Annotated in this window: 20 protein-coding genes; 10 read left to right on the forward strand and 10 right to left on the reverse strand. The window is 70.5% G+C overall.

Annotation, left to right across the window (positions count from 1 at the left end; all coding sequences use genetic code 11):
• Positions 1 to 235: 235 nt before the first annotated feature.
• Positions 236 to 721 (reverse strand): MarR family winged helix-turn-helix transcriptional regulator, encoded by a 486-nt coding sequence (locus ACQ260_RS11325; protein ID WP_432559537.1) that lies wholly within the window; start codon positions 719 to 721, stop codon positions 236 to 238.
• Between the two features lie 72 nt (positions 722 to 793).
• Between ACQ260_RS11325 and ACQ260_RS11330 the strand changes: the two genes are divergently transcribed.
• Genes ACQ260_RS11330 through ACQ260_RS11340 form a run of 3 tightly spaced genes read left to right on the forward strand, consistent with a single transcriptional unit; the run spans position 794 to position 5,243 of the window.
• Positions 794 to 1,891 carry a polyprenyl synthetase family protein gene (locus tag ACQ260_RS11330; protein ID WP_432559538.1) on the forward strand — a complete coding sequence of 366 codons (1,098 nt, stop codon included), beginning with the start codon at positions 794 to 796 and terminating at the stop codon, positions 1,889 to 1,891.
• Positions 1,891 to 3,378, forward strand: a complete 1,488-nt coding sequence (gene crtI, locus ACQ260_RS11335) for a phytoene desaturase family protein (RefSeq protein ID WP_432559539.1) — start codon at positions 1,891 to 1,893, stop codon at positions 3,376 to 3,378. The genes ACQ260_RS11330 and crtI overlap by 1 nt, the downstream gene beginning before the upstream one ends.
• A complete protein-coding gene (locus tag ACQ260_RS11340) occupies positions 3,375 to 5,243 on the forward strand; it encodes a DUF5914 domain-containing protein (RefSeq protein WP_432559540.1) in 1,869 nt (622 codons plus the stop codon). Before crtI ends, ACQ260_RS11340 begins: the two co-directional genes overlap by 4 nt.
• Here ACQ260_RS11340 and ACQ260_RS11345 read toward each other — a convergent pair.
• Genes ACQ260_RS11345 through ACQ260_RS11355 form a run of 3 tightly spaced genes read right to left on the reverse strand, consistent with a single transcriptional unit; the run spans position 5,234 to position 7,483 of the window.
• A complete protein-coding gene (locus ACQ260_RS11345) occupies positions 5,234 to 6,805 on the reverse strand; it encodes an FAD-dependent oxidoreductase (protein WP_432559541.1) in 1,572 nt (523 codons plus the stop codon). The genes ACQ260_RS11340 and ACQ260_RS11345 overlap by 10 nt on opposite strands.
• Positions 6,802 to 7,152: a lycopene cyclase domain-containing protein gene (locus ACQ260_RS11350; RefSeq protein WP_432559542.1), complete on the reverse strand. Its 351-nt coding sequence runs from the start codon at positions 7,150 to 7,152 to the stop codon at positions 6,802 to 6,804. The genes ACQ260_RS11345 and ACQ260_RS11350 overlap by 4 nt, the downstream gene beginning before the upstream one ends.
• Entirely contained in the window at positions 7,145 to 7,483 is a 339-nt protein-coding gene (locus ACQ260_RS11355; protein WP_432559543.1) for a lycopene cyclase domain-containing protein, read from the reverse strand. Before ACQ260_RS11355 ends, ACQ260_RS11350 begins: the two co-directional genes overlap by 8 nt.
• A gap of 126 nt (positions 7,484 to 7,609) precedes the next feature.
• On the opposite strand from ACQ260_RS11355, the gene imuA' reads away from it, so the two are divergent.
• The 5 genes from imuA' (at position 7,610) to ACQ260_RS11380 (ending at position 15,540) form a co-directional block, all read left to right on the forward strand.
• Positions 7,610 to 8,266 carry a DnaE2-dependent mutagenesis accessory factor ImuA' gene (gene imuA', locus ACQ260_RS11360; RefSeq protein WP_432559544.1) on the forward strand — a complete coding sequence of 219 codons (657 nt, stop codon included), beginning with the start codon at positions 7,610 to 7,612 and terminating at the stop codon, positions 8,264 to 8,266.
• A 60-nt stretch (positions 8,267 to 8,326) separates the two neighbouring features.
• Positions 8,327 to 9,856 carry a DNA polymerase Y family protein gene (locus ACQ260_RS11365; RefSeq protein WP_432559545.1) on the forward strand — a complete coding sequence of 510 codons (1,530 nt, stop codon included), beginning with the start codon at positions 8,327 to 8,329 and terminating at the stop codon, positions 9,854 to 9,856.
• 197 nt (positions 9,857 to 10,053) lie between these two features.
• Positions 10,054 to 13,563, forward strand: a complete 3,510-nt coding sequence (locus ACQ260_RS11370) for an error-prone DNA polymerase (protein WP_432559546.1) — start codon at positions 10,054 to 10,056, stop codon at positions 13,561 to 13,563.
• Positions 13,564 to 13,673: 110 nt separating this feature from the next.
• The gene (locus ACQ260_RS11375; protein WP_432559547.1) at positions 13,674 to 15,038 is read left to right on the forward strand and encodes an HNH endonuclease signature motif containing protein; all 1,365 of its coding nucleotides are present in this window, start codon (positions 13,674 to 13,676) and stop codon (positions 15,036 to 15,038) included.
• 136 nt (positions 15,039 to 15,174) lie between these two features.
• Complete coding sequence (locus ACQ260_RS11380) at positions 15,175 to 15,540, forward strand: bleomycin resistance protein (RefSeq protein ID WP_432559548.1); 366 nt, start codon at positions 15,175 to 15,177, stop codon at positions 15,538 to 15,540.
• A 39-nt stretch (positions 15,541 to 15,579) separates the two neighbouring features.
• Here the strand turns inward: ACQ260_RS11380 and ACQ260_RS11385 are convergent, their stop codons facing one another.
• Positions 15,580 to 16,242 carry a TetR/AcrR family transcriptional regulator gene (locus ACQ260_RS11385; RefSeq protein ID WP_432559549.1) on the reverse strand — a complete coding sequence of 221 codons (663 nt, stop codon included), beginning with the start codon at positions 16,240 to 16,242 and terminating at the stop codon, positions 15,580 to 15,582.
• A 131-nt stretch (positions 16,243 to 16,373) separates the two neighbouring features.
• Between ACQ260_RS11385 and ACQ260_RS11390 the strand changes: the two genes are divergently transcribed.
• Positions 16,374 to 16,952, forward strand: coding sequence for a hypothetical protein (locus ACQ260_RS11390; RefSeq protein WP_432559550.1), 579 nt, complete (start codon positions 16,374 to 16,376; stop codon positions 16,950 to 16,952).
• A gap of 17 nt (positions 16,953 to 16,969) precedes the next feature.
• Here the strand turns inward: ACQ260_RS11390 and ACQ260_RS11395 are convergent, their stop codons facing one another.
• Complete coding sequence (locus tag ACQ260_RS11395; RefSeq protein WP_432559551.1) at positions 16,970 to 18,175, reverse strand: DUF8462 domain-containing protein; 1,206 nt, start codon at positions 18,173 to 18,175, stop codon at positions 16,970 to 16,972.
• A 173-nt stretch (positions 18,176 to 18,348) separates the two neighbouring features.
• Here ACQ260_RS11395 and ACQ260_RS11400 point away from each other — a divergent pair, with 173 nt between their 5' ends.
• Entirely contained in the window at positions 18,349 to 18,900 is a 552-nt protein-coding gene (locus ACQ260_RS11400; protein ID WP_432559552.1) for an RNA polymerase sigma factor, read from the forward strand.
• Positions 18,901 to 18,927: 27 nt separating this feature from the next.
• Here ACQ260_RS11400 and ACQ260_RS11405 read toward each other — a convergent pair whose 3' ends face one another.
• From ACQ260_RS11405 to ACQ260_RS11420, 4 genes are all read right to left on the reverse strand, one after another.
• Positions 18,928 to 19,665, reverse strand: a complete 738-nt coding sequence (locus ACQ260_RS11405) for a hypothetical protein (RefSeq protein WP_432559553.1) — start codon at positions 19,663 to 19,665, stop codon at positions 18,928 to 18,930.
• Positions 19,666 to 19,778: 113 nt separating this feature from the next.
• Positions 19,779 to 20,177: a hypothetical protein gene (locus tag ACQ260_RS11410; RefSeq protein ID WP_432559554.1), complete on the reverse strand. Its 399-nt coding sequence runs from the start codon at positions 20,175 to 20,177 to the stop codon at positions 19,779 to 19,781.
• Between the two features lie 43 nt (positions 20,178 to 20,220).
• Positions 20,221 to 21,594, reverse strand: coding sequence for a dynamin family protein (locus tag ACQ260_RS11415; RefSeq protein ID WP_432559555.1), 1,374 nt, complete (start codon positions 21,592 to 21,594; stop codon positions 20,221 to 20,223).
• Complete coding sequence (locus tag ACQ260_RS11420; protein ID WP_432559556.1) at positions 21,591 to 23,435, reverse strand: dynamin family protein; 1,845 nt, start codon at positions 23,433 to 23,435, stop codon at positions 21,591 to 21,593. The genes ACQ260_RS11415 and ACQ260_RS11420 overlap by 4 nt, the downstream gene beginning before the upstream one ends.
• Between the last annotated feature and the right edge of the window lie 5 nt (positions 23,436 to 23,440).

Here is a 23,440-nt window from a genome sequence, read left to right on the forward strand (position 1 = left end):
AGCCCTGCCCGATTCCGGGCTTCCGGCGGTTCCTTTGCCGAACTGTGATCTTGTCGATACAGATCCCTGCCGCCTTGTCGATGTGGTGCGCGCAGGACCGCGTGACAGCGTCGAAACTGGGTATGGAGAAGAAAATGGAGCCACCCAGGCCCCACCCCGTGGAGGAGTAGTTGCTACCGTCTGACTATTCGACGATCGAAGGATTGACCTGGAGCGCCATGCGAAGACCGACCTGTCACGTGCTGTCGGCGCTGTCGCCGAGCCTCTCGATCGCCGCCACGGCGTCCCGCAACACCGCGGCGGCGGTGGCGAGATCCGCGTCGCTGTGCTGCGCCAGTGCCCCGCGCAGCGACTCCCGCAGCGGACCGAACGCCACGGCGGTCATCTCGCCGACGCTGTCGGTGACCTGCAGTTGCTGGCGGCGCCGATCGCGGTCGTGCGGGGTGCGCGACACATGGCCGACCCGCTCCAGTCGGTCCACGAGCGAGGTGACGGCGGAGGCGGAGAGGCGCAGCCGCTGGGCGAGCGCGCCCGGTGACAACGGCTCGCCCGCCCGGGTGCCTGCGGCGATCAGGGCGAGCGCCGTCATGTCGCTGGGAGCCATGTCGAGGCGGCGGCGGACCGTGTCGGCATATCGGTTGGCGGCCTCGGAGACCTGGCGGACCAACGCCGCGACCGCGAGCACCTGCTCCCGTTCCGCCGATGGCTCCAGTGCGTCCACGTTGACACCCCCGTGCCCATCGATGGGATCTCTTCGACACCGACTCGGCCGAGCAGCCAGGGTGGGCTGCCCATGACAGCGGCAATCGCGCGTTGGCACGACGATTTCGGCGTCGCCTGCACTCTAGACCCGGTTCAGGCGCTGTTGGCGACCGAGGCCGACCGGCTCGCGGAGATCTGGCAGCGCTGCGCGCCCGGCGGCGGGGTCGACGTGCTGGCCGAGGATCTGCCGGCCTGGTTGCGCAGCCTCGTGCTGGGTGGCGGCAAACGAGTCCGCCCGAGCATGTGCCACTGGGGTTTCGCGGCGGCGGGCGGGCGGCCCGGCACCAGCGGCCATGACGCGGTCGTGCGGGTCGGTGCGGCGCTGGAGATCCTGCACACCTTCGCCCTCATCCACGACGACGTCATGGACGACTCCGACACCCGCCGCGGACAACCGGCTGCCCACGTCGTCGCCGCCCGCGCCCACCGCGCAGCCGGCGCAGCCGGCGACTCGCACGAGTTCGGCGTCAACCTCGCCATCCTCCTCGGGGACCTGGCCCACGCACAGGCCGACCGGCTCGTCGGCGACCTCCCGGGGCCCCTGCGCGATCGCTGGTTCGACCTCAGCGTCGAGCTCATCGTCGGCCAGCGCGCCGACCTCACGGGCGCCGCCGCGCGGCGCCGGGACCTGCCGCATGCCGAGGCTGTCGCGCGGCTGAAGTCCGGTGCCTACACGGTTCAACGCCCCCTGCTCATGGGCGCGCTGGCCGCCGGTGCGGACGATGGGGCGTACGCAGCTCTCGCCGACTACGGCCGCGCGGTCGGACAGGTCTTCGCCCTGCGCGACGACCTGCTCGGGATCTGGGGCGACCCGGCGCGGACCGGCAAGCCGGCCGGTGACGATCTGCGGGACGGCAAGGCCACGGTGATCCTCGGCCTGGCGGCGGAGATGGTGAGCGGTGCTGCCGCCGAAGCGCTGGAGCGCGTGGGGACCCCGGCGGCGCGGGATACCGACGTCCCGCTGTTGCTGCGCCGCCTCGCCGAGGCCGGAGTCCGTGACCGGGTCGAGGCGATGATCCGCGAGGGAGTCGAGGACGCCGCTGCTGCGCTGACGGACGCACCGCTCACCGCGGCCGGGGTGACCGGCCTGATCGCGATGGCCGAGCGCATCGCCTGGCGGGACAGCTGATGGGCCAGGTGGTCGTCATCGGTGCGGGCCTCGCCGGTCTCGCCGCGTCCTGTCATCTGCTCGCCGCCGGCCACCGCGTCGTGGTCGTCGAGCGCGCCCCGATCCCGGGCGGCCGGGCCGGCCGGCTGGTGCGCGGGGAGTTCGTCTTCGACACCGGCCCGACCGTGTTCACGATGCCGGAGTTGCTCGCCGAACCGTTCGCGGCCGTCGGGGCCGACCTCGCCGACCGGCTCACGCTCAACCGGCTCGACCCGGCCTACCGCGCGCGTTTCGCCGACGGTTCCACCCTCCACGTCCGCCACGGTCACGAGGCCATGCGCGAGGAGATCGCGAGGGAGTGCTCGGCGGCCGACGCGGCGGCGTACGACGACTTCGTCACCTGGCTCGAACAGCTCTATCACCTGGAGATCCCGCACTTCATCGATCGCAACTTCGACTCCGCGGCCGGTCTCCTCGCCAACCCAGGAGCCGCGGCGCGGCTGGTCCGGATGGGGGGCTTCGGCCGGCTGGGGCCGCTGCTGCGCCGGCGGTTCCGCGACCCGCGGCTGCACAGGTTGTTCGGGTTCCAGGCGATGTACGCCGGCCTCGCCCCCGACGACGCCCTCGCGATCTACGCCGTGATCACCTACATGGACAGCGTCCGCGGGGTCTATTTCCCCGAGCCCGCGGCGGGCTCGTCGGGCATGCACGCGATTCCCGCGGCGCTCGCGGGCGCTGCCGCGGACGCGGGGGCGGAGGTGGTCCTCGACGCGGAGGTGCGCCGCGTCCTCACCCGCAGCGACGGCGCCGCCTGTGGCGTGGAACTTGCCGACGGCACCAAGATCAACGCCGATGCCGTGGTGTGCACCCTCGATCTCCCCACGGCCTATGCCACGCTGTTGCGGGACCTGCCGAGGCCGCGAGCGCTGCGGCGGCCGGCGTACTCACCCTCGGCAGTCGTCTGGCACGTCGGCGTCCGCGACACACCGACGCCCGGGATCGCGCACCACAACATCCACTTCGGTGCTGCCTGGTCCGATGCCTTCGACGATCTGCTGGACGGGGGGCGGCTGATGCGCGACCCGTCGCGCCTGGTCTGCGTGCCGTCGCTCGATGACCCGCACGCCGCGCCGGAGGGGAGCTCGACGCTCTATGTCCTGGAGCCGGTGCCGAATCTGGCGGTGGGCACCGTCGACTGGGCCCGGGAACGCCCCGCCCTGCGGGAGCGGCTGCACGCGTTCCTCGACGCCGAGGGCTATCCGAGCGACGTCGCGGTCGAGGAACTCGTCGGCCCCGAGGAGTGGGCTGCGCAGGGCATGGCGGCCGGCACGCCGTTCGCGCTCGCGCACACGTTCGCCCAGACCGGGCCGTTCCGGCCGGGCAATGTCACGCGGCACCTGCCGGGGCTCGTCTTCGCGGGCTCCGGCACCGTGCCGGGGGTCGGCGTGCCCATGGTCCTCATCTCCGGCAAACTCGCCGCCGCGCGCGTGAGGGAGTATCTGCGATGACCGCGCTGCTCGAACAGGGCTATCGGCGCTGTGCCGAGCTCACCCGCGCGCACGGGACCACCTATTTCTGGGGCGCTGCCATCCTGCCGCCGGCGCAGCGGCGGGATGTGCATGCGGTGTATGCGCTGTGCCGGCTCGCCGACGACATCGTGGACGAGCCGGAGAAGGTGGACCTGTCGGTGCCGATGGAGGGTACGCCGGGCGAGCGCCTGGCCCAGTTCGCCGCCTGGTTCGCCGAGGGACTGCAGCGGGGAACCAGCGCGGAGCCGGTGATGGCGGCGGTCATCGACACCGTCCTGCGGCGGCAGATCGATCCGGAGTGCTTCGACCGGTTCTTCGGCGCGATGGCGCTGGACCTGACCCGGACGAGTTGGGGCTCGTGGCCGGAACTGCGGGACGGCTACATGGAGGGCTCGGCGGCGGTCATCGGGGAGATGATGCTGCCGGTGCTCGAGCCGCGGACCGCCGACGCGTTGGAGCCGGCCCGTCAGCTGGGCCTGGCGTTCCAGCTCACGAACTTCATCCGGGATGTCGGCGAGGACCTGGATCGCGGCCGGGTGTATCTGCCCGGCGACGATCTCGCCCGGCACGGCGCGGACCCGTGGCTGCGGCGGGTCACCCCGCAGTGGCGGGCTTTCCTGGTCGAGCAGATCGCGCGGAACCGTGAGCTCTATCGGGCCGCGGAGCCCGGCATCGGGATGCTGCCGCCCGCGTCGGCCCGGTGCGTCGGCACGGCGCACCTGCTCTACGCCCGGATCCTCGAGCGCATCGAGGCGGCCGACTACGACGTGTTCAGCGAGCGGCGTCGCGTGCCCACCTGGCAGAAGGCCGCCACCGCCGGGCGCATCGTCGTGGGCGGGCCGCCGTTCGCGGCGAGCCGGATTCCGCTGGAGCGGCTGCCCCAGCCGGAGCCGCGCGTGCTCGAGTCGACGTGGCGGGAGGCGAGCCCGGCGCGGATCGCCCGATCGCTGGACAAGGCGCTGACGCGGAACGCCGGCGGGTGGTTCGTGGTCGGAGACCATCGATCCCTCATGCGCGGAGCGCGTCGTTCTCAGCCGGCAGCCGCGGCAGGCGCGACTGCGGTGGGCGTGGTCGTCGACGGCCGGGAGGTCGTGCTGTGGCGCACCGGGAGCGGGGAACTGCGCGCCGGACCCGGGGCCTGTCCGCACCTGGGCGCCGACCTGGGCGGCTCGATCGTCGACGGTGACCGCATCCTGTGCCGCTGGCACGGCATGGCGCTCCCGGACGAGGCGGGGGCGGCGTGGCGCTGCTGGCCCGCGTACGACGACGGCGTCCTGCTCTGGGTCCGCCTGCCGATGGACGGTGAGGAACCGACGGACGCGCCCGTCATCGGGCCCCGTCCCGAGGCGGCCGGCTCGATCGCGGCCGTGGTCGCGCAGGTGGGCGTCTGCGAGCCGCGCGACGTGATCGCCAACCGGCTCGACCCGTGGCACGGCGGCTGGTTCCATCCCTATGCGTTCTCCCATCTGACCGTCGACGAGGCGGCGAGCAGCGACGAGAAGCTCGTGCTGGACGTCGCCTATCGACTCAACCGGCGGTGGGGCGTCCCCGTCCGGGCCGAATTCACCTGCCCCGATGCCCGGACGATCTCGATGGAGATCGTGGCCGGCGAGGGCAGGGGATCAGTGGTCGAGACCCATGCGACGCCGCTCGGCACCGGGCCGGACGGTCGGCCGCGGACGATGGTGGTCGAGGCGACGATCGCGACGTCGGAGCGGGCGGGGTTCCGGGCGGTGCGCGGGGTTGCGCCCCTCGTGCGTCCCTTCATGCGGCGGGCGGCGCGGCAGCTGTGGGTCGATGATCTGGAGTACGCCGAGCGCACCTGGCAACTGCGTCAGCGCTGACGGGCACGCGGCCACGCGAACGGCCACAGACCGCGGAGGGGGACGGTCCAGACATCCTCGCCCGCGACGCCGTGCGCCGCCAGCAGCTGGTTGGCGGCCTGGACGCCGGTGACGGCGGCCCGCTCCATGAGCGCGACGGGATAGGCGCAGCGGATCGTGTCCCCGGCCAGGACCAGCCGGGGATCGGGGGTCTCCACCCCCGCCCGGTCCGCCCAGGGCTCCACGCCCATGAGCCCGCAGTCGGCGCGGACCAGGAACTCCTCGTGCCGCACCTCAGCGGCCGCCGTCTCGGGAAAGACCCTGGTGAGCTCGCGGCGCAGTTCGGCGCGGAGGACGGGTTCGTCGGGATCGGGGACCGCGTACGCATGCAACTCCAGCACCGAGCCCCCGTGCACACCGGTCCATGCCGCGGCGGTCGCCTCGAAGCGCTCCAGGACGGACACGTTGTCGAGAACGCCGAAGCCGGCCGTGCCGAGGAACGCCGGGCGGGACGGGTCCACGAGCCGGTCCAGCCACAGTCGCCACACCACGAACGGTGGAGCGCTCCGGATGGCGGCGACCCGGGCCTGCCAGTCGCGGAGCGCGGGGTCGGTGAACGTTGCCGCGAGGGCACGGGTGGGCCCGGGGTCGGTGGCCAGGACGATGGCGTCGCAGGTGATCGTCTCCGGGAGGCTCCCGAGGGCGGCGAGGGTGACCCGTGGCTGCGGGGCCAGCGAGAGCGCGGTCGCCTCGGTGCCGGTCCGGATGTCCACGCCGAGCCGGGTGAGGTAGCCGCCCAGCGGCGCCCACAGCACGGTGTCGTAGTCGTCCACCGGCACATCGAACAGCAGCCCCTCGGCGGAGCCCGTGAAGTAGGTGTGGAACATCGCGATGAGCTCGCCGGCCGAGAAGTCGTGGGGGTCGGCGAAGAACGACCGCGCGAACACCTCCAGCGCGAGGTGCCGGGCCTGGTGCGGAAACCGCAGGCGGTCGAGGAACGCCTGCGCGGACTCGCCGTCATGCTCGATGAACGTCTGCGGGAACCTGGTGCGAACCAACTCCAGCGCAGCCGGCACGTCCACGTCGGCCAGGGCGCGGATCGGGAAGGTCGGGCTGGTGCGGACGAAGTTGATGATGCTCCAGGGCGGTGTGCGCCCGATCGCCGCGAACGAGTCGGTCGGCCCGTCCGCCAGTTGCAGGGGATAGTCGCCGACGGGGCGCAGGGCGGACAGCTCCGGATCGGCTCGGCGGAGCAGGGCGCGGAGCGTGTAGTACTGCCGGAAGAACGCGTGGAAACCCCGACTCATGGTCCGGTCGGCGTTGTCGCCGACGGGCCACGAGCGCACGCGCCCGCCCAGCTGGGCCTCGCGCTCCAGCAGGGTGATGCGTACGCCGCGCTCGGCCAGCACGGTGGCGGCCGCCAGTCCTGCGATCCCGCCGCCGATCACGACCACGTGCAGGGGCGCCGCGGTGCGCGGTCGACCGGACGGACCCGGGTGCCGCACCGCCCGGCGGTCCCGGCCGGGGCGCCAACGCGTGTCACGCGCGAGGAGGCGCCGACGTGCGCCGGGAGGACGGCTCATGGGGCGCCGTCCCCGCGTACCCCGGCACGACCCGAACGCTCGCCCCGACCGTGCTTCAGCCGGACCCAGATCAACATGGTCAGGGTCAGCATCGCGAAACCGAACCCGAAATCCTCGATCGGGATGTCCCAGGGGAACCGCACGCCGAGGTGATGGTCGGGGTTGTAGAGCACGATCGGGTTGCTGAGCTTGGTCAACCAGCCGTCCACGAGGCACTGGAAGAAGAAGACGATGCCGAGGGCGATCCAGTACTGGGCCTGCCGGAACAGCCCCGTCCGCAGCCAGAGAAACTCGATGAGCAGGATGATCAGGATGCCGGCCAGGGTCAGCAGCGTGTACTCACCCATGCTCCGCCTCCCGCCGACCGCGGAGCCAGGTCAGGACGGTGCCGACCGCCTCGTAGGTGAGCAGCCCACAGACGGGGATGACGAGGAAGAAGACCAACTCCTCCAAGGGCATCGGGCCGAGATGGATCCCGGTGATGAAGCGCGGGTTGTAGGTCCAGTGATCGCGCACGATCCCCAGCAGGTCCCAGAGCGAGAACAGGGCCACCACCGGCAGCAGGCTCAGGAGCAGCAGGCGCCAACGGCGATAGACGCGCGCCTTGAACAGGAACTCGAGCGGGAGCGTGATCAGGACGCACCCCGCCATCAGCAGGAGGTACTGGTAGCGATCCACACGTCCCACCCTAGATGCTTCGACAATCGAAGGATTCGGCCGGGTCGTGCCGGCGAGGACCGCATCATGCGGGTCCGGGACAATTCGGCTTGACGATAATGGAACAAGAGTTCGATACTGAATTGCATGTCGAACTCACTGCTGGCCGAGCTGGCGGCGCGGGTGGAGAGCATGGAGGGCCGCACCTCCGGGCCGTCGCTGCCCCTGGCCCCGGTGCTCCGGCCGCTCCTGCCGCGGGGCCTGCAGGCGGGGTGCTGCTATGGGGTGAGCGGATCGCTGGGACTGGCCACGGCCCTGGTGGCGGAGGCCTCGGCCAGGGGGGAGTGGTGCGCGCTGGTGGGGGTGCCCGAGTTCGGCGCGGAGGCGGCGGCGCACCTCGGGTTCGACCTCACCCGGGTGGTGCTCGTGCCCGATCCGCGGGACGCATGGCTGACCGTGGTGGCGACGCTGATCGAAGTGCTGCCGATCGTGCTCGTCCGCCCACCGGCCCGGCTCGCGCCCAAGGAGCTCGCGCGGCTGGAGTCCCGTCTCCGCAGGCAGGGGACCGTGCTCGTGGCGGTGACCGAAGGGGCGCACCGCTGGCCGCGGGCGGCTGCCACTCTGGAGGCCGGCCCGTCCGCCTGGTCCGGCCTGGCCTCCGGTCGCGGGCACCTGAGCGAACGGGAGCTCAGCGTGCGGGTGACCGAGCGCCGGGGCCGGGAGACCGAGGTGCGCCTCATCCAGCGGCGGGGAGCGTTCGTCGACGCCACCGCCGTCGGCGCCCCCATCCGGGCGGTCAGCTGATGCCCGATTCTCAACCGAAGGCGCCCTGATGCGCACGATTCTCAACCCGAAGGCGCCCTGATGCGCGCCATGGCCCTCTGGTGCCCGGACTGGCCGGTGCACGCGATCCGGCAGACGGCGGTGGGGGAGGCCCTGCCGCCGGGCTCGCCGCTGGCGGTGGTGTCGGCGGGGGCGGTGTACGCCTGTTCGCCCGAGGCCCGCTCGTTCGGGGTGCGCCGGGGGCTGCGGCTGCGCGACGCGCAGGCCCGGTGCCCCGAGCTGGTCACCCTCGATCATGATCCGGGCCTCGATCGGCGGGCATTCGAACCGGTGCTGGCGATCGTGGAGGAGACGGTGCCGCAGGTGCAATCGGTGCGCCCGGGTCTGTGCGTGTTCCGTGTCCGCGGCGCGGCTCGCTATCTGGGTGGCGAGCCCGAGGTGGCTGCCGTGATTGCCGAGCAGCTCGCCCACTTCGGGGTGCCGGAGACCCGCTTCGGCGTGGCCGACGGGCTCTTCGCCGCCCAGCAGGCCGCGCGCCGGGCAGATCCAGGGGAGTGCACGGTGATCACCGAGGGCGGAGATGCCGCGTTCCTCGCGGGTCTGCCCGTGACCGTGCTCGAGCAACCGGCTCTCACCGATCTGTTGCGCCGGCTGGGTCTGCGTACCCTCGGCGACTTCGCCAGTCTCTCCGAACGCGACGTGGTCAACCGGTTCGGGCCCGAGGGCGCCGCCGCACATCGCCTGGCAAGAGGTGGGGATCGGCGCACCGTCACCGCCCGCATCCCACCGCGCGACTTCGAGCGGACCCAGTCGTTCGAGCCGGCGCTCACCCGGATCGACGAGGTGGCGTTCAGCCTGCGGGCCACCGCGGAGGCGTTCGTCGCCGACCTCGCCGACGCCCAGCTGGTGTGCAGCAGCCTGTGGGTGGCGATCCACGACGAGTCCGGGCACGTGGGCGAGCGGTTGTGGCGGCATCCGCGGTGGTTCCGGGCCGCCGACGTGATCGATCGGGTGCGCTGGCAGCTCGCCGCGGAGGGGACTCGGGCAGGGGTGAGCACGGTCCGGTTCGTTCCGGAGGACCTGGCTGCTGCGGGGAACTTCACGGAGACCCTCTGGGGTGGCGGCTCCGACGACCGCATCCAGCGCGCGGTGTCGAAGCTGCAGGGGAGTCTCGGTCGGGAAGCCGTCGTCTCGGTGGTTCTGCACGGCGGTCGCACGCCCGCCGACCGGCAGGCGACCGTGGCGTGGGGCGACCCCGTGACCGGTGGGCGCCCGGTGGCACGTCCCTGGCCGGGACAGCTGCCGGCGCCGGCGCCGGCGACGGTGTACGCGCCGCCGCTGCCCGCCACCGTGCTCGGCCCAACCGGCCGTTCCGTGACGATCACCGATCGCGGCCGGCTGTCGGGGACGCCGACTCGGTTCCGGGCCGGGACCATGCGCGAGAGCCAGCCGGTCCACGCGTGGGCCGGGCCATGGCCGGCGGATGAACGCTGGTGGGACGGCGATCGGGCCCATCGGGCGGCTCGGTGTCAGCTCGTCGCCGCTGACGGCAGCGCCTGGCTCGTCGCGGTGTCCGGGGACGAGTGGTGCACGGAGGCGCGTTATGACTGAGGCGGATCGGGTGACCGTTCTCGTGAGTGGAATTGCTGGGGGTATAGCCCCACTGGATTCACTCACGAGGTGCAGAGCAGGTGCGCCACCACCGGGGGTTCTCGGGGCAAGGGGTCCGCGTGCTTGCACTTTGACCCGCTGGGCGGGTCAAACGACAACGGCCTCCAGCCTCGTCCCGACCGGTAGGGACTCCTGAGATGGGGTGGCACAACCCGCCGATGAAGTGGTCCGAGCTTGAACGGACGCTGAGTGGCTCGAGACCCGGCCAAAGGGAACCAGGCAGGACGGGATCGGAGGCCGGGTCTGGACGACGGGATCCCGGCCACACGATCCCCGACGGCGGCGACGCGCCCGGCTGGTCGCGCAAGCGGCTGCCCTGCGCAGCGCCCAGGCTGTCCCGGCCGGACGACGCGGTGCCCTATGCAGAGCTCCACTGCCACTCCCACTTCAGCTTCCTCGACGGGGCGAGCAGCCCGGAGTCACTGGTGACGGAGGCGATCCGGCTCGGGCTGTCCGGGTTGGCCCTGACCGACCATGACGGCCTCTACGGTGCGGTGCGGCTGGCCGAGGCCGCTGAGGCGTACGACTTTCCGACGGTCTTCGGGGCGGAGCTGTCCCTCGACCTGCCCGCTCCGCAGAACGGCGAGGCCGACCCGCTCGGGGAGCACCTGCTCGTGCTGGCCCGGGGGCCGGAGGGCTATCACCGGCTGGCGGCCGCACTCACAGCGGCCCACTTGCGCGGTGGGGAGAAGGGCCGGCCGGTCTATCGGCGCGCTGAGCTTGCGGCGCAGCTCCGGGGGCACACCGTGGTGCTGACGGGGTGCCGCAAGTCAGCGGTGCGGCGAGCGCTGACCGGTCCCGACGGTCATGGGCTCGACGTCCAAGCCGCCGAGCGGGCGCTGCGAGAGCTCCGCGATGCCTATGCCGACGTGTTCGTCGAGGTATTCCACCGGGGTCTGCCGCTGGACGACGCGCACAATGACGCGCTGGCGGAGGTGGCCGCCCGGGTTGGCGTACCCATCGTCGCCACCGGCAACGTCCACGCCGCCACCCCGGCGGACGCCCGGTTGGCCGCGGCCATGGCGGCCGTCCGCGCGCGGCGCAGCCTCGACGAGCTCGACGGCTGGCTGCCGCCGGCCGGTCCGCCGATCCTGCGCTCCGGGGCGGAGATGACCGCGCTGTTCGGGCACCTGCCGGGGGCCATCGAGCGCACGGTCGAGATCGCGCAGGAACTCGCGTTCCCGCTCCGGAAGGCGTCGCCGCGGTTGCCGAAGCCCGAGGTGCCGGCCGGACACACGCCCATGACCTGGCTGCGCGAGCTGGTCCGGCGGGGCGCGGAAAGCCTCTATGCGGGTGCCCCCGATTCGACCTTCCAGCGGCTGGAGAAGGAGCTCGCGGTCATCGAGGACAAGGATTTCCCCGGCTATTTCCTGGTCGTCCACGACATCGTGGCGTACGCGCGGTCGCAGGGGATCCTCTGCCAGGGCCGCGGCTCCGCCGCGAACTCCGCGGTGTGTTATGCGCTGGGGATCACGGCGGTGGACTCGGTGAAATACGACCTGCCCTTCGAGCGCTTCCTCTCCGCCACGCGCGACGAGGCGCCCGACATCGATGTCGACTTCGACTCGGACCGCCGGGAGAAGGTGATCCAGTGGGTTTATGGGAAGTACGGCCGCCTCAATGCCGCCCAGGTCGCCAACGTGATCACCTATCGCCCGCGCTCGGCGATCCGGGACATGGCCAAGGCCCTCGGCTATTCCACCGGCCAACAGGACGCCTGGTCCAAGCAGATGCACGTCTGGGGGCGGGTCGTCGACAACCCGGACCACGACATCCCGCAGCCCGTGGTGGATCTGGCGGCGCGGTTGGAAAAGGCGCCCCGCCATCTCGGCATTCACTCCGGCGGCATGGTGCTCACCGAGCGACCGATCGGCGAGGTCTGCCCGATCGAACCGGCGCGCATGGCGAACCGCACGGTGCTGCAGTGGGACAAGGACGACTGCGCGTGGATGGGCCTGGTCAAGTTCGACCTGCTCGGGCTCGGCATGCTCGGCTGCCTGCAGCACACGTTCGACCTGGTCGATCGGCATCTGGGCGAGACCTGGACGCTCGCGAGCCTGCCCAAGGAGGAGCCCGGCGTCTATGACATGTTGTGCCGAGCCGACACCCTCGGCGTGTTCCAGGTGGAGAGTCGAGCCCAAATCGGCACCCTGCCGAGGTTGCGGCCGCGGTGCTTCTATGACCTCGTTATCGAGATCGCCCTGATCCGTCCGGGCCCGATTCAGGGCGGCGCGGTGCATCCCTATATCCGGCGCCGCACCGGCGACGAACCGGTCACCTATCTGCACCCGAAACTCGAACCCGTGCTGCGCCGGACGCTTGGCGTACCACTCTTTCAAGAACAACTCATGCAAATGGCGGTCGCGGTCGGCGAGTGCGACGCCGCTGAGGCCGACCTCTTGCGGCGGGCCATGGGATCCAAGCGCGGGGTGGAACGGATCGAGTCGTTGCGGGCGAAGTTGTTCGCGGGCATGGCCGCCAACGGCATCACCGGCACGCTCGCGGACGAGATCTATGCGCGCATCGAGGCGTTCGCGAACTTCGGGTTCGCGGAGAGCCATGCGATCAGTTTCGCCTTGTTGGTGTACGCGAGCTCGTGGCTCAAGCTGCACTATCCGGCGGCCTTCCTGGCCGGGCTGCTGCGCAATCAGCCGATGGGGTTCTATTCGCCGCGGAGCCTGGTCGAGGACGGAAAGCGGCATGGGGTGGAGGTGCGCAGGCCCGACATCAACCTTTCTGCTGCGCAGTCCGACCTGGAGCCGGTGAGCGTGGCCGACGAAGCGAGGGAAGCGGGCGAAGCGGGGGAGGCGGGCGAGGTGCGTCAGCAGCCGACGGGGATGGACTCCTGTGTGGCGACCGAGCAGCCGCCGGTGGGTGAGTTCGTGCGCCCACGGGATCCTGCGGCCGGTCTGGCGGCGACCCTGGCGCACCGTCGGGACGGGCTGCTGGCGGTCCGGTTGGGCCTCAGCGAGGTGACCGGCCTGGAGATGGCGCTGGCGGAGCGCATCGTCGCGGAACGGGCGGCGGGCGGGCAGTTTGCCAGCCTGACGGATCTCACGCGGCGCGTGCGGCTCACCGCCCCGCAGGTGGAGGCGCTTGCGACGGCCGGGGCGTTCGACGGGTTCGGGCTGACTCGTCGGCAGGCGCTGTGGGGTGCCGGGCAGGCAGCGATGTTCGCGCCCGGACAGTTGGAGCTGCCGCTCGGGGACGAGACGGCGCCCGAACTGCCGGAGATGACGCCGGAGGAGTCGACGGTTGCTGACCTGTGGGCGACCGGGATGTCGCCCGAGCGCCACCCGATGGAGCATGTCAGGGAGGAACTCGTGGCGCGCCGGATCCTCTCGGTGGCGGACGTGATGGCCGCCGAGGCCCGGGATCGGGTGCTGGTCGGCGGGTTGGTCACCCATCGGCAGCGCCCGGCCACGGCCAGTGGGGTCACCTTCCTGAACCTCGAGGACGAGACCGGGATGCTCAACGTCGTCTGCAGCGTCGGTGTGATGAGCCGCTATCCCAAGGTCGGCCGGAGCGCGACGGCGATGATCATTCGGGGGACGGTGGAGCGCCAGGACGGCGTGGTGAACCTGGTGGCAGATCGCTTGGAGGCTCTGCCGTTGCGCACACGGACGACGTCTCGCGATTTCCGCTGAGTGCATGCACGTGTTCGCGCTCACGCCGAACCGGCACACAGGCTTTCCTATTCCGGAAGTAATGAATCATGTGTTCTAATAATGTCAGACCTCTTTGGTGGACTTGAACCATGGACAACGCGACAACTGGCTTCGAGGTCATCCCGGCCCTCGGATCGGTGCTGTCCAATGCCATTGCCGCGCCGGAGGGGCCGGGGCTGAGCTTGTTCACCGACGAGGGCTTGGCGGAGTTGGCGACAGCGAGCGATCGGCTGGTGTCGATCGCGGAAGCGGCCCGGGCTGCGGTGGTTCGGGAACTCGAGGCGCGGCAGGCTACTGAGGAGGTGGCATCGTGCTCGGTTGCCGAATGGTTGCGTCGTGAGCACGGCCACACGGCTCAGCGAGCGCGGACCGTGGTGAAGGACTCGGTCCGGATCGGCGCCTTCCCGGAGTTGGTGAACGCCCATGCGTCCGGGGAGGTCTCCACGGCGCAGGCGGTGGCGATCGCCAGGACGCTCGAGGAATTGCCCGATGACCTCGCGATCGCTGAGCTCGAGGCTGCGACTGCCACGATGATCGGGCTTGCTGCCGAGCATGACCCGTCCGAGCTCGCTCGCCTCGGATGGCGGCTGCTGGAGAACGTGGCGCCCGACCGGGTGGAGGAGATCCTCGCCGAACAGTTGGAGCGGGAGGAGAAGCGAGCGGCTGCCCGGCGCGGGTTGAAGATCTTCTCCGATCACCAAGGATCCTGGATCCTCAAGGGCAGCTTCGATGCCGTCGAGGGCGAGGAACTGGCGGCGATTCTGAACGCCTATGCGGAGTCCGCCTGGAAGAAGGCGATCGACGAGCCTTATCCCGATAGCCCCAAGGACAGGAGCCGGCTGCTGGCTGACGCGCTGATGCAGATCGTCCGTGCGCACCAAGCCCGGGCTGATGGGCCCGTTCATGGCGGCGACCGACCCCGGGTCACCCTGATTCTCTCCCTCGGCGCGCTGGTCACCGGACTCGGCGAGATGGTCCTTGCCGGTGGGAGTTCCCTCACTGCAGCCGAAGCCCGGCGCTTGGCCTGCGACTGTGACCTGATCCCCGCGGTGCTCGACGGGCTCGGCGTCCCGCTCGATGTCGGGCGCGAAAAGCGGCTGGTCACCCCTGAGATCCGCGCCGCATTGGTCCTGCGCGATCGCGGCTGTGCGTTCCCCGGGTGCGATCGTCCGCCCAGCGTCTGCGAGGCTCATCACATCATGCCCTGGTGGGCCGGTGGGCCGACGAGCCTCGACAATCTCGTCCTCCTTTGCCCGCATCATCACCGCCGCGTCGAGCCCGGTCGCGGGCAGGCGTGGGACACGGACAATCCCCACCGGTGGGCCATCCGCCTCGGTGCCGACCGACTCCCCGAAGTCATCCCACCGACCGGCTGGGACCCCCAGCGGCGCCCACGGCGCCACACCCGCTACACGCTCAGCCGCAGCACCCGCTCCACCCCACTGCGGCGCTGATGGAGGCGGCCCGGAAGCTGCGTCCGGGCCTGCGCGGCAGGAATCCGCAGTGTGTGTTCGGTGTCGGCAAGAGTCAAGCAACACAGGTCCACGGGCGAGGTGGCCCGACGAGCCTGGCCGATGGAATGCTGAGCCCATGGCCGATATCGCGACCCCGAACCTGCCGTCGAGAAAGTTCGACCGAACTGTCGAGTTCTACGGCGGTCTGGGCTTCTCGCCGGTCTTTCGGGACGAGGGCTGGCTGATCCTGGCGCGCGGCGACATCCTGCTGGAGTTCTTTTCGTTCCCCGACCTGGAGCCAACCGAGAGTTCATTCGGATGCTGCCTCAGGCTCGACGACGTCGACGCCTTCCACCGCGAGTGCCTGAACGCCGGGATCGAGGAGAAGTCCCACGGATTCCCGCGCGTCCATGCGCCGCGGCGAGAGGCGTCGGGTCTCCGCATCGGCGCGCTCCTTGACCCGGACGGAACGCTCCTGCGACTCGTCCAGAATCCGACCTGAGCTGCTGCCTTGCTCGCGGCAGGTGAGCCGCCACGCTCCTCACCTCAGCAGTTGGCTGCGGAGGAGACCGCCGAGCCAGGCCGCGTACTCCCCATCGGACCATCCGCACCCCTTGCCCGCCGCGAGGTAGAGCTCAAGGCCGGTGAGCAGCCAAGCTCGGTCAACCGCGGCCTCGACCGTGAGGCCCGGAGCCAGTGCGCCTTGCTCCGCGATCCGCTCGACCACCCGGGTCACCCCGTCGCGCCGACGTCGGTCACCCTCCTCGCGCAGTGCCACCACGCTCGGGTCCGCGGCGGCTTCGTGCAGGAAGTCGAGTGCGCCCACGCTGGCGGCGAAGAACGCCGCGGTCCACTGCGCGAAGAATTCCAGCCGCCGCCCCGGATCGGGCTCCTCGTTCATCCGCTCCAGCCACTGGGCGGCTCCGGCGTCGGCCTCCATGCCGGCCACCAGCGCGCTGACGATGGCGCCCTTGCTGCCGAACCCCGTGTACACCGTCTGCGCCGTCACGCCCGCCCGCTCCGCGATTGCCGCCACGGTCGTGCCTGCGAACCCGTGCTGTCGAAACAGTTCGTGCGCGGCACTCGCGATCCTGGCGCGCGTCGCGGCGGCTCGTTCGGCGCGCAGGGTCGAGCGGTACGCACGCTTCGCGGCCGGGCGCGAATCCCTGCCGGAGTCCTCGCGCGCTGAGTCCTTCTCCACCATTCCTCCACTGTGCTGGATCTTCTCCCAGAATTTCACTTGACTCAACTAAGGTCAATATCTAGATTGAAGGCACCGGCGCCCCAGGCGCAACACCCACGCAACGTCAGTTGCCAATCCCCCCGGGAGCAGAAATGTCAGGACGCATGGTCGGATCTCTCGTCGCGGCGATCTTTGGAGCGATCTTCGTTGTGGTGAACTCCGGTGGGCTGCCGCCGGTTGCGCGCATCATCCTCTGCATCGCGGCGGTGGCCGTGCCGGCGATCGTCCTCGTGCGGGCCGTGCTGGAGTCACGGGAGTCGAGGGAGCCGCAGGGGCGCGAGGAGCGGGCGTACGCAGGCCCCACCCGCGAGCTCGGCCGCTGGTTCTGGCCCACCGTCGCCATCGAAGTGGTGGCCCTCTTCGGCGGTCTCATGCTGCTCAATAGCTTCACGTCGATCGGCTGGGCCGGCGTTGCCTGGGTCGCGCTGGTGGTCGGGCTCCACTTCATTCCGTTCGCGATCAACACCAAGCTGCGGCGGTTCTGGATGTTGACCGTCGTGCTCAGTGCGGCCGGCGCCGCGGGGCTGATCCTCGCCGCCCGGGGCTCGTCGCCCGACGTGGTCGGGATCGTCGCCGGCGTCATCTCCGGGATCGCCCTGCTCGGGGCGGCTCTCTATGGCGCGCTCCGGTCACCCTCGCACGAGGCAGCGCCTGCGCCGGTTGCTTCTTGACGCTCCGGGAACCTGCGTCAAGCTGTCTGTGCCCGCAGGTATCGCCCGAAGTGCGGCACCGTGAACGCGATCTGCCCCCGCTCGCCGGAATAGATCAGCCCCTTCTTCATCAACGCGTCCCGCGCGGGGGAGAGCGACTGGGGCTTGCGGTTGAGGTGCTTGGCGACGTCGGCGGTCGGGACGGCTTCGACTGGCTGGTCGCCTTCCCCCGATTCGTACGCCAGGTCCGCCATGGCCCTGAGATATTCCCGTTCGCCAGGGGTCGCTCGCTCGAAGCGGGATCCGAAGAAGCCGATCGCGAGTTCGGACTCGGCCTCCGGCGCAGCCACGCGGACATCCTCGGCGGTGATCGGGGAGCGCGGTGCGACGTCCCAGGTGACCTTGCCGTACGCCTGGATGAAATAGGGGTAGCCGCCGGTCGCGGCATACATCGCCTCGAGCGCCTCGGCATCCCACACCGCGCCCTCGTCCTCCGCCGGAGTTTGCAGGGCACGGGTCGCCTCGTCGGGCTCCAACCGGTCGATTCGCGAATAGCGGAACAGCCGCTCGGAATACGACTTGGACGCCGACAGCACCGTCGGCAGATGCGGCAGGCCGGCGCCGACCACGATCACCGGGAGCGCGTTCTGCGAGATCTCGTGGCACGCCGCGCACAGGGCCGAGATGTCCTCCGCCTGGAGATCCTGCATCTCGTCGATGAAGATCCCCACGCCCTTGCCGACGTCCTGCGCGAGGCCGCCGACATCGGTCAGCAACTCGACGAGGTCGATCTCGATGTCACCCGAATCCGCCCGCCCCGGCACGGCCGCCACGTCGATCCCCGGCTGCCACCGGTCACGGATCTTCGCGTTGGGGGCGGAATCGCGCAGGGCGAAGGACTTGATCACCCCGAGCACCTGCTCGACGTCCTCACGGGACGGGTGCCCGAGTTCGCGCACCGCGGTGTGCAGTGCCGCGGACACCGGCCGCCGCAGGCCCTGGTCCGGGCGGGCCTCGAACTTCCCGGAGCCCCAGCCCCGGCGTACTGCCGCCGACCGCAACGTGTTCAACAGCACCGTCTTGCCGACGCCACGCAGACCGGTGAGCACGATCGACCGCTCGGGGCGGCCCTTGGCGATGCGTTCGAGGACGACCTCGAATGTGCGCAACTGCTCGTCGCGGCCGGCGAGCTCGGGTGGGCGCTGGCCGGCGCCAGGGGCGTACGGGTTGTTGATCGGATCCACGCTCAGACTTTATGGGTCCGTCTAGCGGATTCCCCAGAGCCACGCAGAGTGCGTCAGAAGATCACCGGACCGGTTCGCCCGACACCCCCTTATGGATTCATTGCCGAGAACCTTGACGTTGGGTTGTTTTGAGGTGCACCGTTGACCCACGAACGCGAGGGTGGGGGGCCTGCATGAGCGGATCGTCCGGGGCACCGCCGATGTCTCGACACGAACTCCTGGTCCGTGCCAAGGGCGGCGACGGCCAGGCCTTTGCGGATTTGGTCCGGCCCCATCGTTCGATGCTCTGGGCGGTGTGTCTGCGGGTGACCAACCATCCACAGGATGCCGAGGACGCTCTGCAGGACTGTCTGGTCGCGGCGTGGCACAACCTCGCCAATTTCCGTGGCGAGAGCGCCATCTCCACCTGGCTTTATCGGATCGCCTCCAACGCGGCCGTGGCCATCGCCAAGAAGCGCAATCGTGTCGACCCGGTGGAGGAGATCATCCTGCCGGCCAGTGACGACTCGGGACAGGTCGAGGCGCGCATGGTGGTGGCCGAGGCCCTCGGCCAGTTGACTCCGGAACACCGCGAGATCCTGGTGCTGCGGGAACTGTGCGACATGACCTATGACCAGATCGCCGACCAACAGGGGGTCGGTGTGCAAACGGTGAAAAGCCGGCTGAATCGAGCACGATCCCGCATGCGCGAGGTGCTCGAATCAACCGGCTATCGGCATGACTAGAAAGGCTCAGCCAGCCGCGGGCACCGCTCAGACCCAGTCGGTGCCGTCGTCGACTTGGGCGACCTGGTCGAGGGTGCCATCCTCATCCACGTCGACGCCCACGATGTCGATCGACCCGTCGTCATCGGAGTCGACCAGGATCGTGTCCGGAGCCCCCGAGTCGTCGGTGTCGACGATTGCGGTCTCGAAGGTGCCGTTGCCGTCGGTGTCGATCAGTGCGGTTTCGAACGTGCCGTTGCCGTCGCTGTCGAGGCTGAGCACGTCCGCGTCACCGTCCCCGTCGAGGTCCTCGGCGATCGTGTCCACCTGACCGTCGCCGTCGCTGTCCTGGACAGCTGTTTCGAAGGTGCCATCGCCGTCGGTGTCGAGAAGGGCGCTCTCGAAGGTGCCGTTTCCGTCGGAGTCGATCAGGATCGTTTCGAACGTCCCGTCACGATCACCGTCAACGGCAATGGCGTCGATGTCCCCGTCGCCGTCGGTGTCCACCGCCACTTCGTCGACCCGTCCGTCGCCGTCGGTATCGACCATGAGCGTGTCGGCCCGTCCGTCGCCGTCGGTGTCGATGGCGACCGCGTCGGCCCGTCCGTCGTCGTCGAGGTCGACCGGGGTCTCGGTCGGTTCGGGGTCTGGCTGCTGGGTGGTCGGAGGATGACCGACCGGAGTCTGGCTCGGGTCGTTCTGGCCGGTCCCGGGCGGCGCGGGAGGCTGGGCCTGGGGCTGGTTCGGATCGGGGGTCAGGCTGGTGTCGGGAATGTTCGCGGTCATGTGGCTCTCCGGTGACGGAGGGATCGACTCTCGATCCCTTGTTCGTTGCCCCTGAGAGGCGTGGTCCGGTCGCTATGTTCCCGCCGCGGCCGACTTTTTTTCGGCCGAGGTTTTCACCACAGGTCGTCGAGGCCGTCGTCGTGAAGTCCGTCGTCGTGCACCTCGGGGTCCTCGAGCGGGCTCTGATCGTCCCCGTGGCCCGCCACCTGGCCGGCGGCACCCTCCGCGAGGTCGTCGTGCCCGTCGTCGTGATGGCCCGGAGCCGGACCGTCGTGGTCCGGATCCTCGTGCTCCGGATCCTCGTGCTCCGGATCGTCGGCCGGCAGCCCCCCGGCGGCGTCCTCGTCCGACGGGTCGGTCCCTGCGAGCCCGTCGTCCGCGGGCACGAGTTCCGGATCGGCGTCGGCGGGATCGGAAGCGACCGCGTCCGCGACGTGCTGGTCCCAGGTGGCGTCGTCCAGCGGCTCAACGCTCAACAGTTCGGACCACAGATAGTCGTTCACCTCGGGCATGTGTCCGCTCCCTTCGCGAGCAGTTCGATGATGGCAGATGAGTTCATGGGTGCCCCGCCAGATAGAGGAAGGACATCGACAGTGTTCGGGCGGCCTCGGTCTCGGCGCCGCTGCCGCCGAACCCCGCGAGCGCCTGATAACGGCTGGCCTGGGCCCGGCACCACCGGATCGGATCCGCGGGCCAGGCTCCTTCGGAGCCGGTCACGAGCGCGGTGAGCCGTTCGCGGGTGGTCGTGGCATTCATGAGGGTGCGCAGCACACCGACGAGTTCGTGGTCCGGCTGCTCGGCGGCAAGCAGGCGAAGGGCACGCAGTTCCCGCGCCGCGTGACCGGTGGCCCCGAGCATCTCGCGCTCCAGCAATGCCTGGGCTGGGCGCGGCACGCCGGGCGCCCGGAGCAGGGCGTTGAGATCCTGCAGTGCCCTCGACAACCGGATGCGGGACACGATCGGCTGAAGGCCGTCAAACGCCCGCATCAGGGCCTGATAGCCGCTGCGCTCGAGCATCCACTCGCTCAGGACATGGCTGCTGCCGCCGTGCACCCGGCCCCGGTTCACTGCATAACCGGTCAGCAGCGCCGTGAGGTCGGCAACGGCTGATGGGTCGCTCTCCGGTGCGCCTGCCCCGAACTGCAGCAGCAATGGATCGGCGTCCCGCAACGCGCGGAGCCGGCGGGCCACCCCCTCTGTCACCCGACCCGTCCGCACCGTCTCCGCCATCAGGGGACTCAGCGCGACGACCTGGTGGAAACGTCCGTTGGTCGCCGTGAGACGCGCGCGGCACGATGCCGCGGCCAACTCGATCGAGTCCTCCTCCGCCCACCCGCCGGGGCCGAAGTTGTCGGCGTGCGCGAGCACCCCGACGGTGGGCAGGGCACCTTCGGCCAGCGCGTGACTCGCAGCCGCGTGGTCCGCGATGACGCGCTCGTCGTCCGCTCGGAGTTGGCCGCGGAAGAGATAGAGGAGGATCTCGCACCCCTCGACCAGCTCCGTGGCGCGCGGGGTGTCGGGTGCATCGGGCGTCGCGGCCAGCCCGGGGAAATCCACGACCGTGATCCGGCGGAGCACCGCGGTCTGCAGCGTCACCTCCACCTTGACCGTGTCGGATGGTGGCTCCCCGAGAGAGAGGTCCAGGGGGAGGGGCGTACGCCGGCCGTCCACGCCCAGCGCGACGGCGTTTTCGGGTGCGCCATAGCTGTAGACGGTGGGATAACGCGTGCAATCCTCGGCCGCCGTGGCCGCCACCGGGCGCCCGAGCACCGCGTTGACCAGGGTTGACTTGCCCGTGCCGACCCGGCCGATCACACCGATCCGCACCGGCTGCTGATCGGTGCGGGCGATCGCGTCCACCCGGTCGCGCAGATCCCCGGCGGGCAGGGCGTCGTGCAGGAGGCCGCAGAGTCGGATGAGGTCGCTCATGGCAGCCTCGCGGCCCGGGCCAGCGCCCGGTCGACCGACTCGATGGTCGCCTGCACCCTGGCGAGCGCCGCCGCCTGGGCGGTGTGGAGCTCGGATTGCTCCGCGGCGGACCGATTCCGGGCCTGCTGTGCGGAGGCCAGCGCCTGCTGGGTTTCGCGCAATTGCCGGTTGATCAGTTGTCGATAGGCGACGACGACCTCGGGCTTGGCATCGCGGAACCATTCGGTGACCTGAGTCTGGGCACGGACCCGGAAGTCGTTGAGCAGCTTGGACAGTTCCTGCAACAGCTGGGTCCGCTCGGTCAGTCGTCGGCGATGCTTCATGTTCAACCCCAGCCAGGCGGCGCCCGCCACGACCGCCAGGGACAGCACGGGCAGGGCCAGCGTTCCTGCGCTGGCCGCAGCCCCGACGCCGAGTGCGGACTTGAGAAGTCCGCCCGTGAGGCTGGCGCCCATGATGCCGGTTGTCAGCAACATCGGATCGAATTGGTGCTGTGCTTCCCCGACGAGCCCCTGCAGGGGGTCCCGCAGTTGCCTGTCCGTCGGCGCGAAACCTTGCTCGGGGCCGAACATCTGGGAGAGCACCTCGGCATAGCGGGTCGTGGCGTCCTCCAGCACTTCTGTTTCCAACAGCTCGAGCGAGCTGACGAGTTCGAGATTCACCGCACGCACATAGTCCTGGCGCCCGGTCAGCGGCGTCCTGCCCAGGGCTGCCCGTGTGGCGCTCTCGATTGCCCGGATGCCCTCGGTGAGACGGGTCGTGGAGTCGCTGACGATGCGGGACACGGCGCGTTCGTAGTCCAGTTGCCAGCGATCGCGCGTCGTGCCCAGCTCGGCCTGGATCTCCGACAAGCGCCGTTCCTCGGCGGCGAGGTCACTGGCCGACGTGGTGCCGCTGCTCGCCCGCACCTGCCGGTCAAGTGACTGGGTGATCTCCTCCAGGCCGGTGCGGCAGATCCGCAGGGCTGTCCGGGTCCCCAGCAGCGTCCCGTCCGCGCGCACCGCGGCGATGTGCTCGATCAGGGGCTCGAGCCCGCTCAATTGCCACAGTTGGTCGCGCGGTTCTCCCTCGACCCGGAGTGCGGCGAGCGCTGCACGCGCCTGGACCGGCAGGACCTTTGCCCGGGCGAGTCGTGGCGAGGCCGCCCTCAGTTGGCCGGCCACGTGGGTCACGATCCGGTCGGCCGTGTGCGGATATTTGTCGATCATCGTCACCACCACCACGATCTCCTCGACGTGCCGCGCGCAGTCGGTGAGATAGTTCAGCTCCGGCTCGGCCATCGGTGACCCGGCGTCGAGGACGAACAGCAGGATTCCGCCGTCACGGGCCAGTCGCTGGTTGAGCTTGCCGCGCGCGCTGTCCAGCGCCCCTCCGACGCCCGGGGTATCGATCAGCGTGACGTCCCCGACCGGGCTGCCGGGCGCGCAGTGGACGTCGACCGCCAGCGGGGGTTCGGCGTCGCGCAGGGTGATTTGGGTGAGATCGGTGTACGCCGGCAGGTCCGCCAGCGGGATCCGTTGCGGCTCCGGGGCCGCGCCGATCACGACCGCATATTCTGCACCTTCCTCCGCGTCGGGGGCGATGCTGAGGAAGGTGGCGCTGGTCTCGTCGGCACCCACGGGGGAGAGATCGGCGCGGCCGATGAGCGCATTGGTCAGCGTGCTCTTGCCGCGTTTGGTTTCGCCGACGATCACCACGCGCGGGCGTTGCGTCCGGCGGCGGAGAGCGGACTGGGCGTGGTCGACGACCGGTTGGCGGTCGTGTTCCCGCAGCATCGCGAACGCCTGCTTGAGGGTGTCCACGATCTCCTCACGGATCTCCGGTGCGGCTTCCTGGGTCATGCCGG

It is taken from the genome of Ammonicoccus luteus, assembly GCF_050880385.1.
Lineage (GTDB): Bacteria > Actinomycetota > Actinomycetes > Propionibacteriales > Propionibacteriaceae > Enemella.

Bases quoted from the DNA above. Each gene is read 5' to 3' on its own strand.
- ACQ260_RS11385 (WP_432559549.1), bottom strand. From the start codon at position 16,242: ATGGTGGAGAAGGACTCAGCGCGCGAGGACTCCGGCAGGGATTCGCGC.
- ACQ260_RS11345 (WP_432559541.1), bottom strand. From the start codon at position 6,805: ATGAGCCGTCCTCCCGGCGCACGTCGGCGCCTCCTCGCGCGTGACACG.
- ACQ260_RS11405 (WP_432559553.1), bottom strand. From the start codon at position 19,665: ATGACCGCGAACATTCCCGACACCAGCCTGACCCCCGATCCGAACCAG.
- ACQ260_RS11375 (WP_432559547.1), top strand. From the start codon at position 13,674: ATGGACAACGCGACAACTGGCTTCGAGGTCATCCCGGCCCTCGGATCG.
- ACQ260_RS11370 (WP_432559546.1), top strand. From the start codon at position 10,054: ATGGGGTGGCACAACCCGCCGATGAAGTGGTCCGAGCTTGAACGGACG.
- ACQ260_RS11350 (WP_432559542.1), bottom strand. From the start codon at position 7,152: ATGGGTGAGTACACGCTGCTGACCCTGGCCGGCATCCTGATCATCCTG.
- ACQ260_RS11365 (WP_432559545.1), top strand. From the start codon at position 8,327: ATGCGCGCCATGGCCCTCTGGTGCCCGGACTGGCCGGTGCACGCGATC.
- ACQ260_RS11380 (WP_432559548.1), top strand. From the start codon at position 15,175: ATGGCCGATATCGCGACCCCGAACCTGCCGTCGAGAAAGTTCGACCGA.
- ACQ260_RS11420 (WP_432559556.1), bottom strand. From the start codon at position 23,435: ATGACCCAGGAAGCCGCACCGGAGATCCGTGAGGAGATCGTGGACACC.
- ACQ260_RS11340 (WP_432559540.1), top strand. From the start codon at position 3,375: ATGACCGCGCTGCTCGAACAGGGCTATCGGCGCTGTGCCGAGCTCACC.
- ACQ260_RS11390 (WP_432559550.1), top strand. From the start codon at position 16,374: ATGTCAGGACGCATGGTCGGATCTCTCGTCGCGGCGATCTTTGGAGCG.
- ACQ260_RS11410 (WP_432559554.1), bottom strand. From the start codon at position 20,177: ATGCCCGAGGTGAACGACTATCTGTGGTCCGAACTGTTGAGCGTTGAG.
- ACQ260_RS11330 (WP_432559538.1), top strand. From the start codon at position 794: ATGACAGCGGCAATCGCGCGTTGGCACGACGATTTCGGCGTCGCCTGC.
- ACQ260_RS11415 (WP_432559555.1), bottom strand. From the start codon at position 21,594: ATGAGCGACCTCATCCGACTCTGCGGCCTCCTGCACGACGCCCTGCCC.
- imuA' (WP_432559544.1), top strand. From the start codon at position 7,610: ATGTCGAACTCACTGCTGGCCGAGCTGGCGGCGCGGGTGGAGAGCATG.
- ACQ260_RS11400 (WP_432559552.1), top strand. From the start codon at position 18,349: ATGAGCGGATCGTCCGGGGCACCGCCGATGTCTCGACACGAACTCCTG.
- crtI (WP_432559539.1), top strand. From the start codon at position 1,891: ATGGGCCAGGTGGTCGTCATCGGTGCGGGCCTCGCCGGTCTCGCCGCG.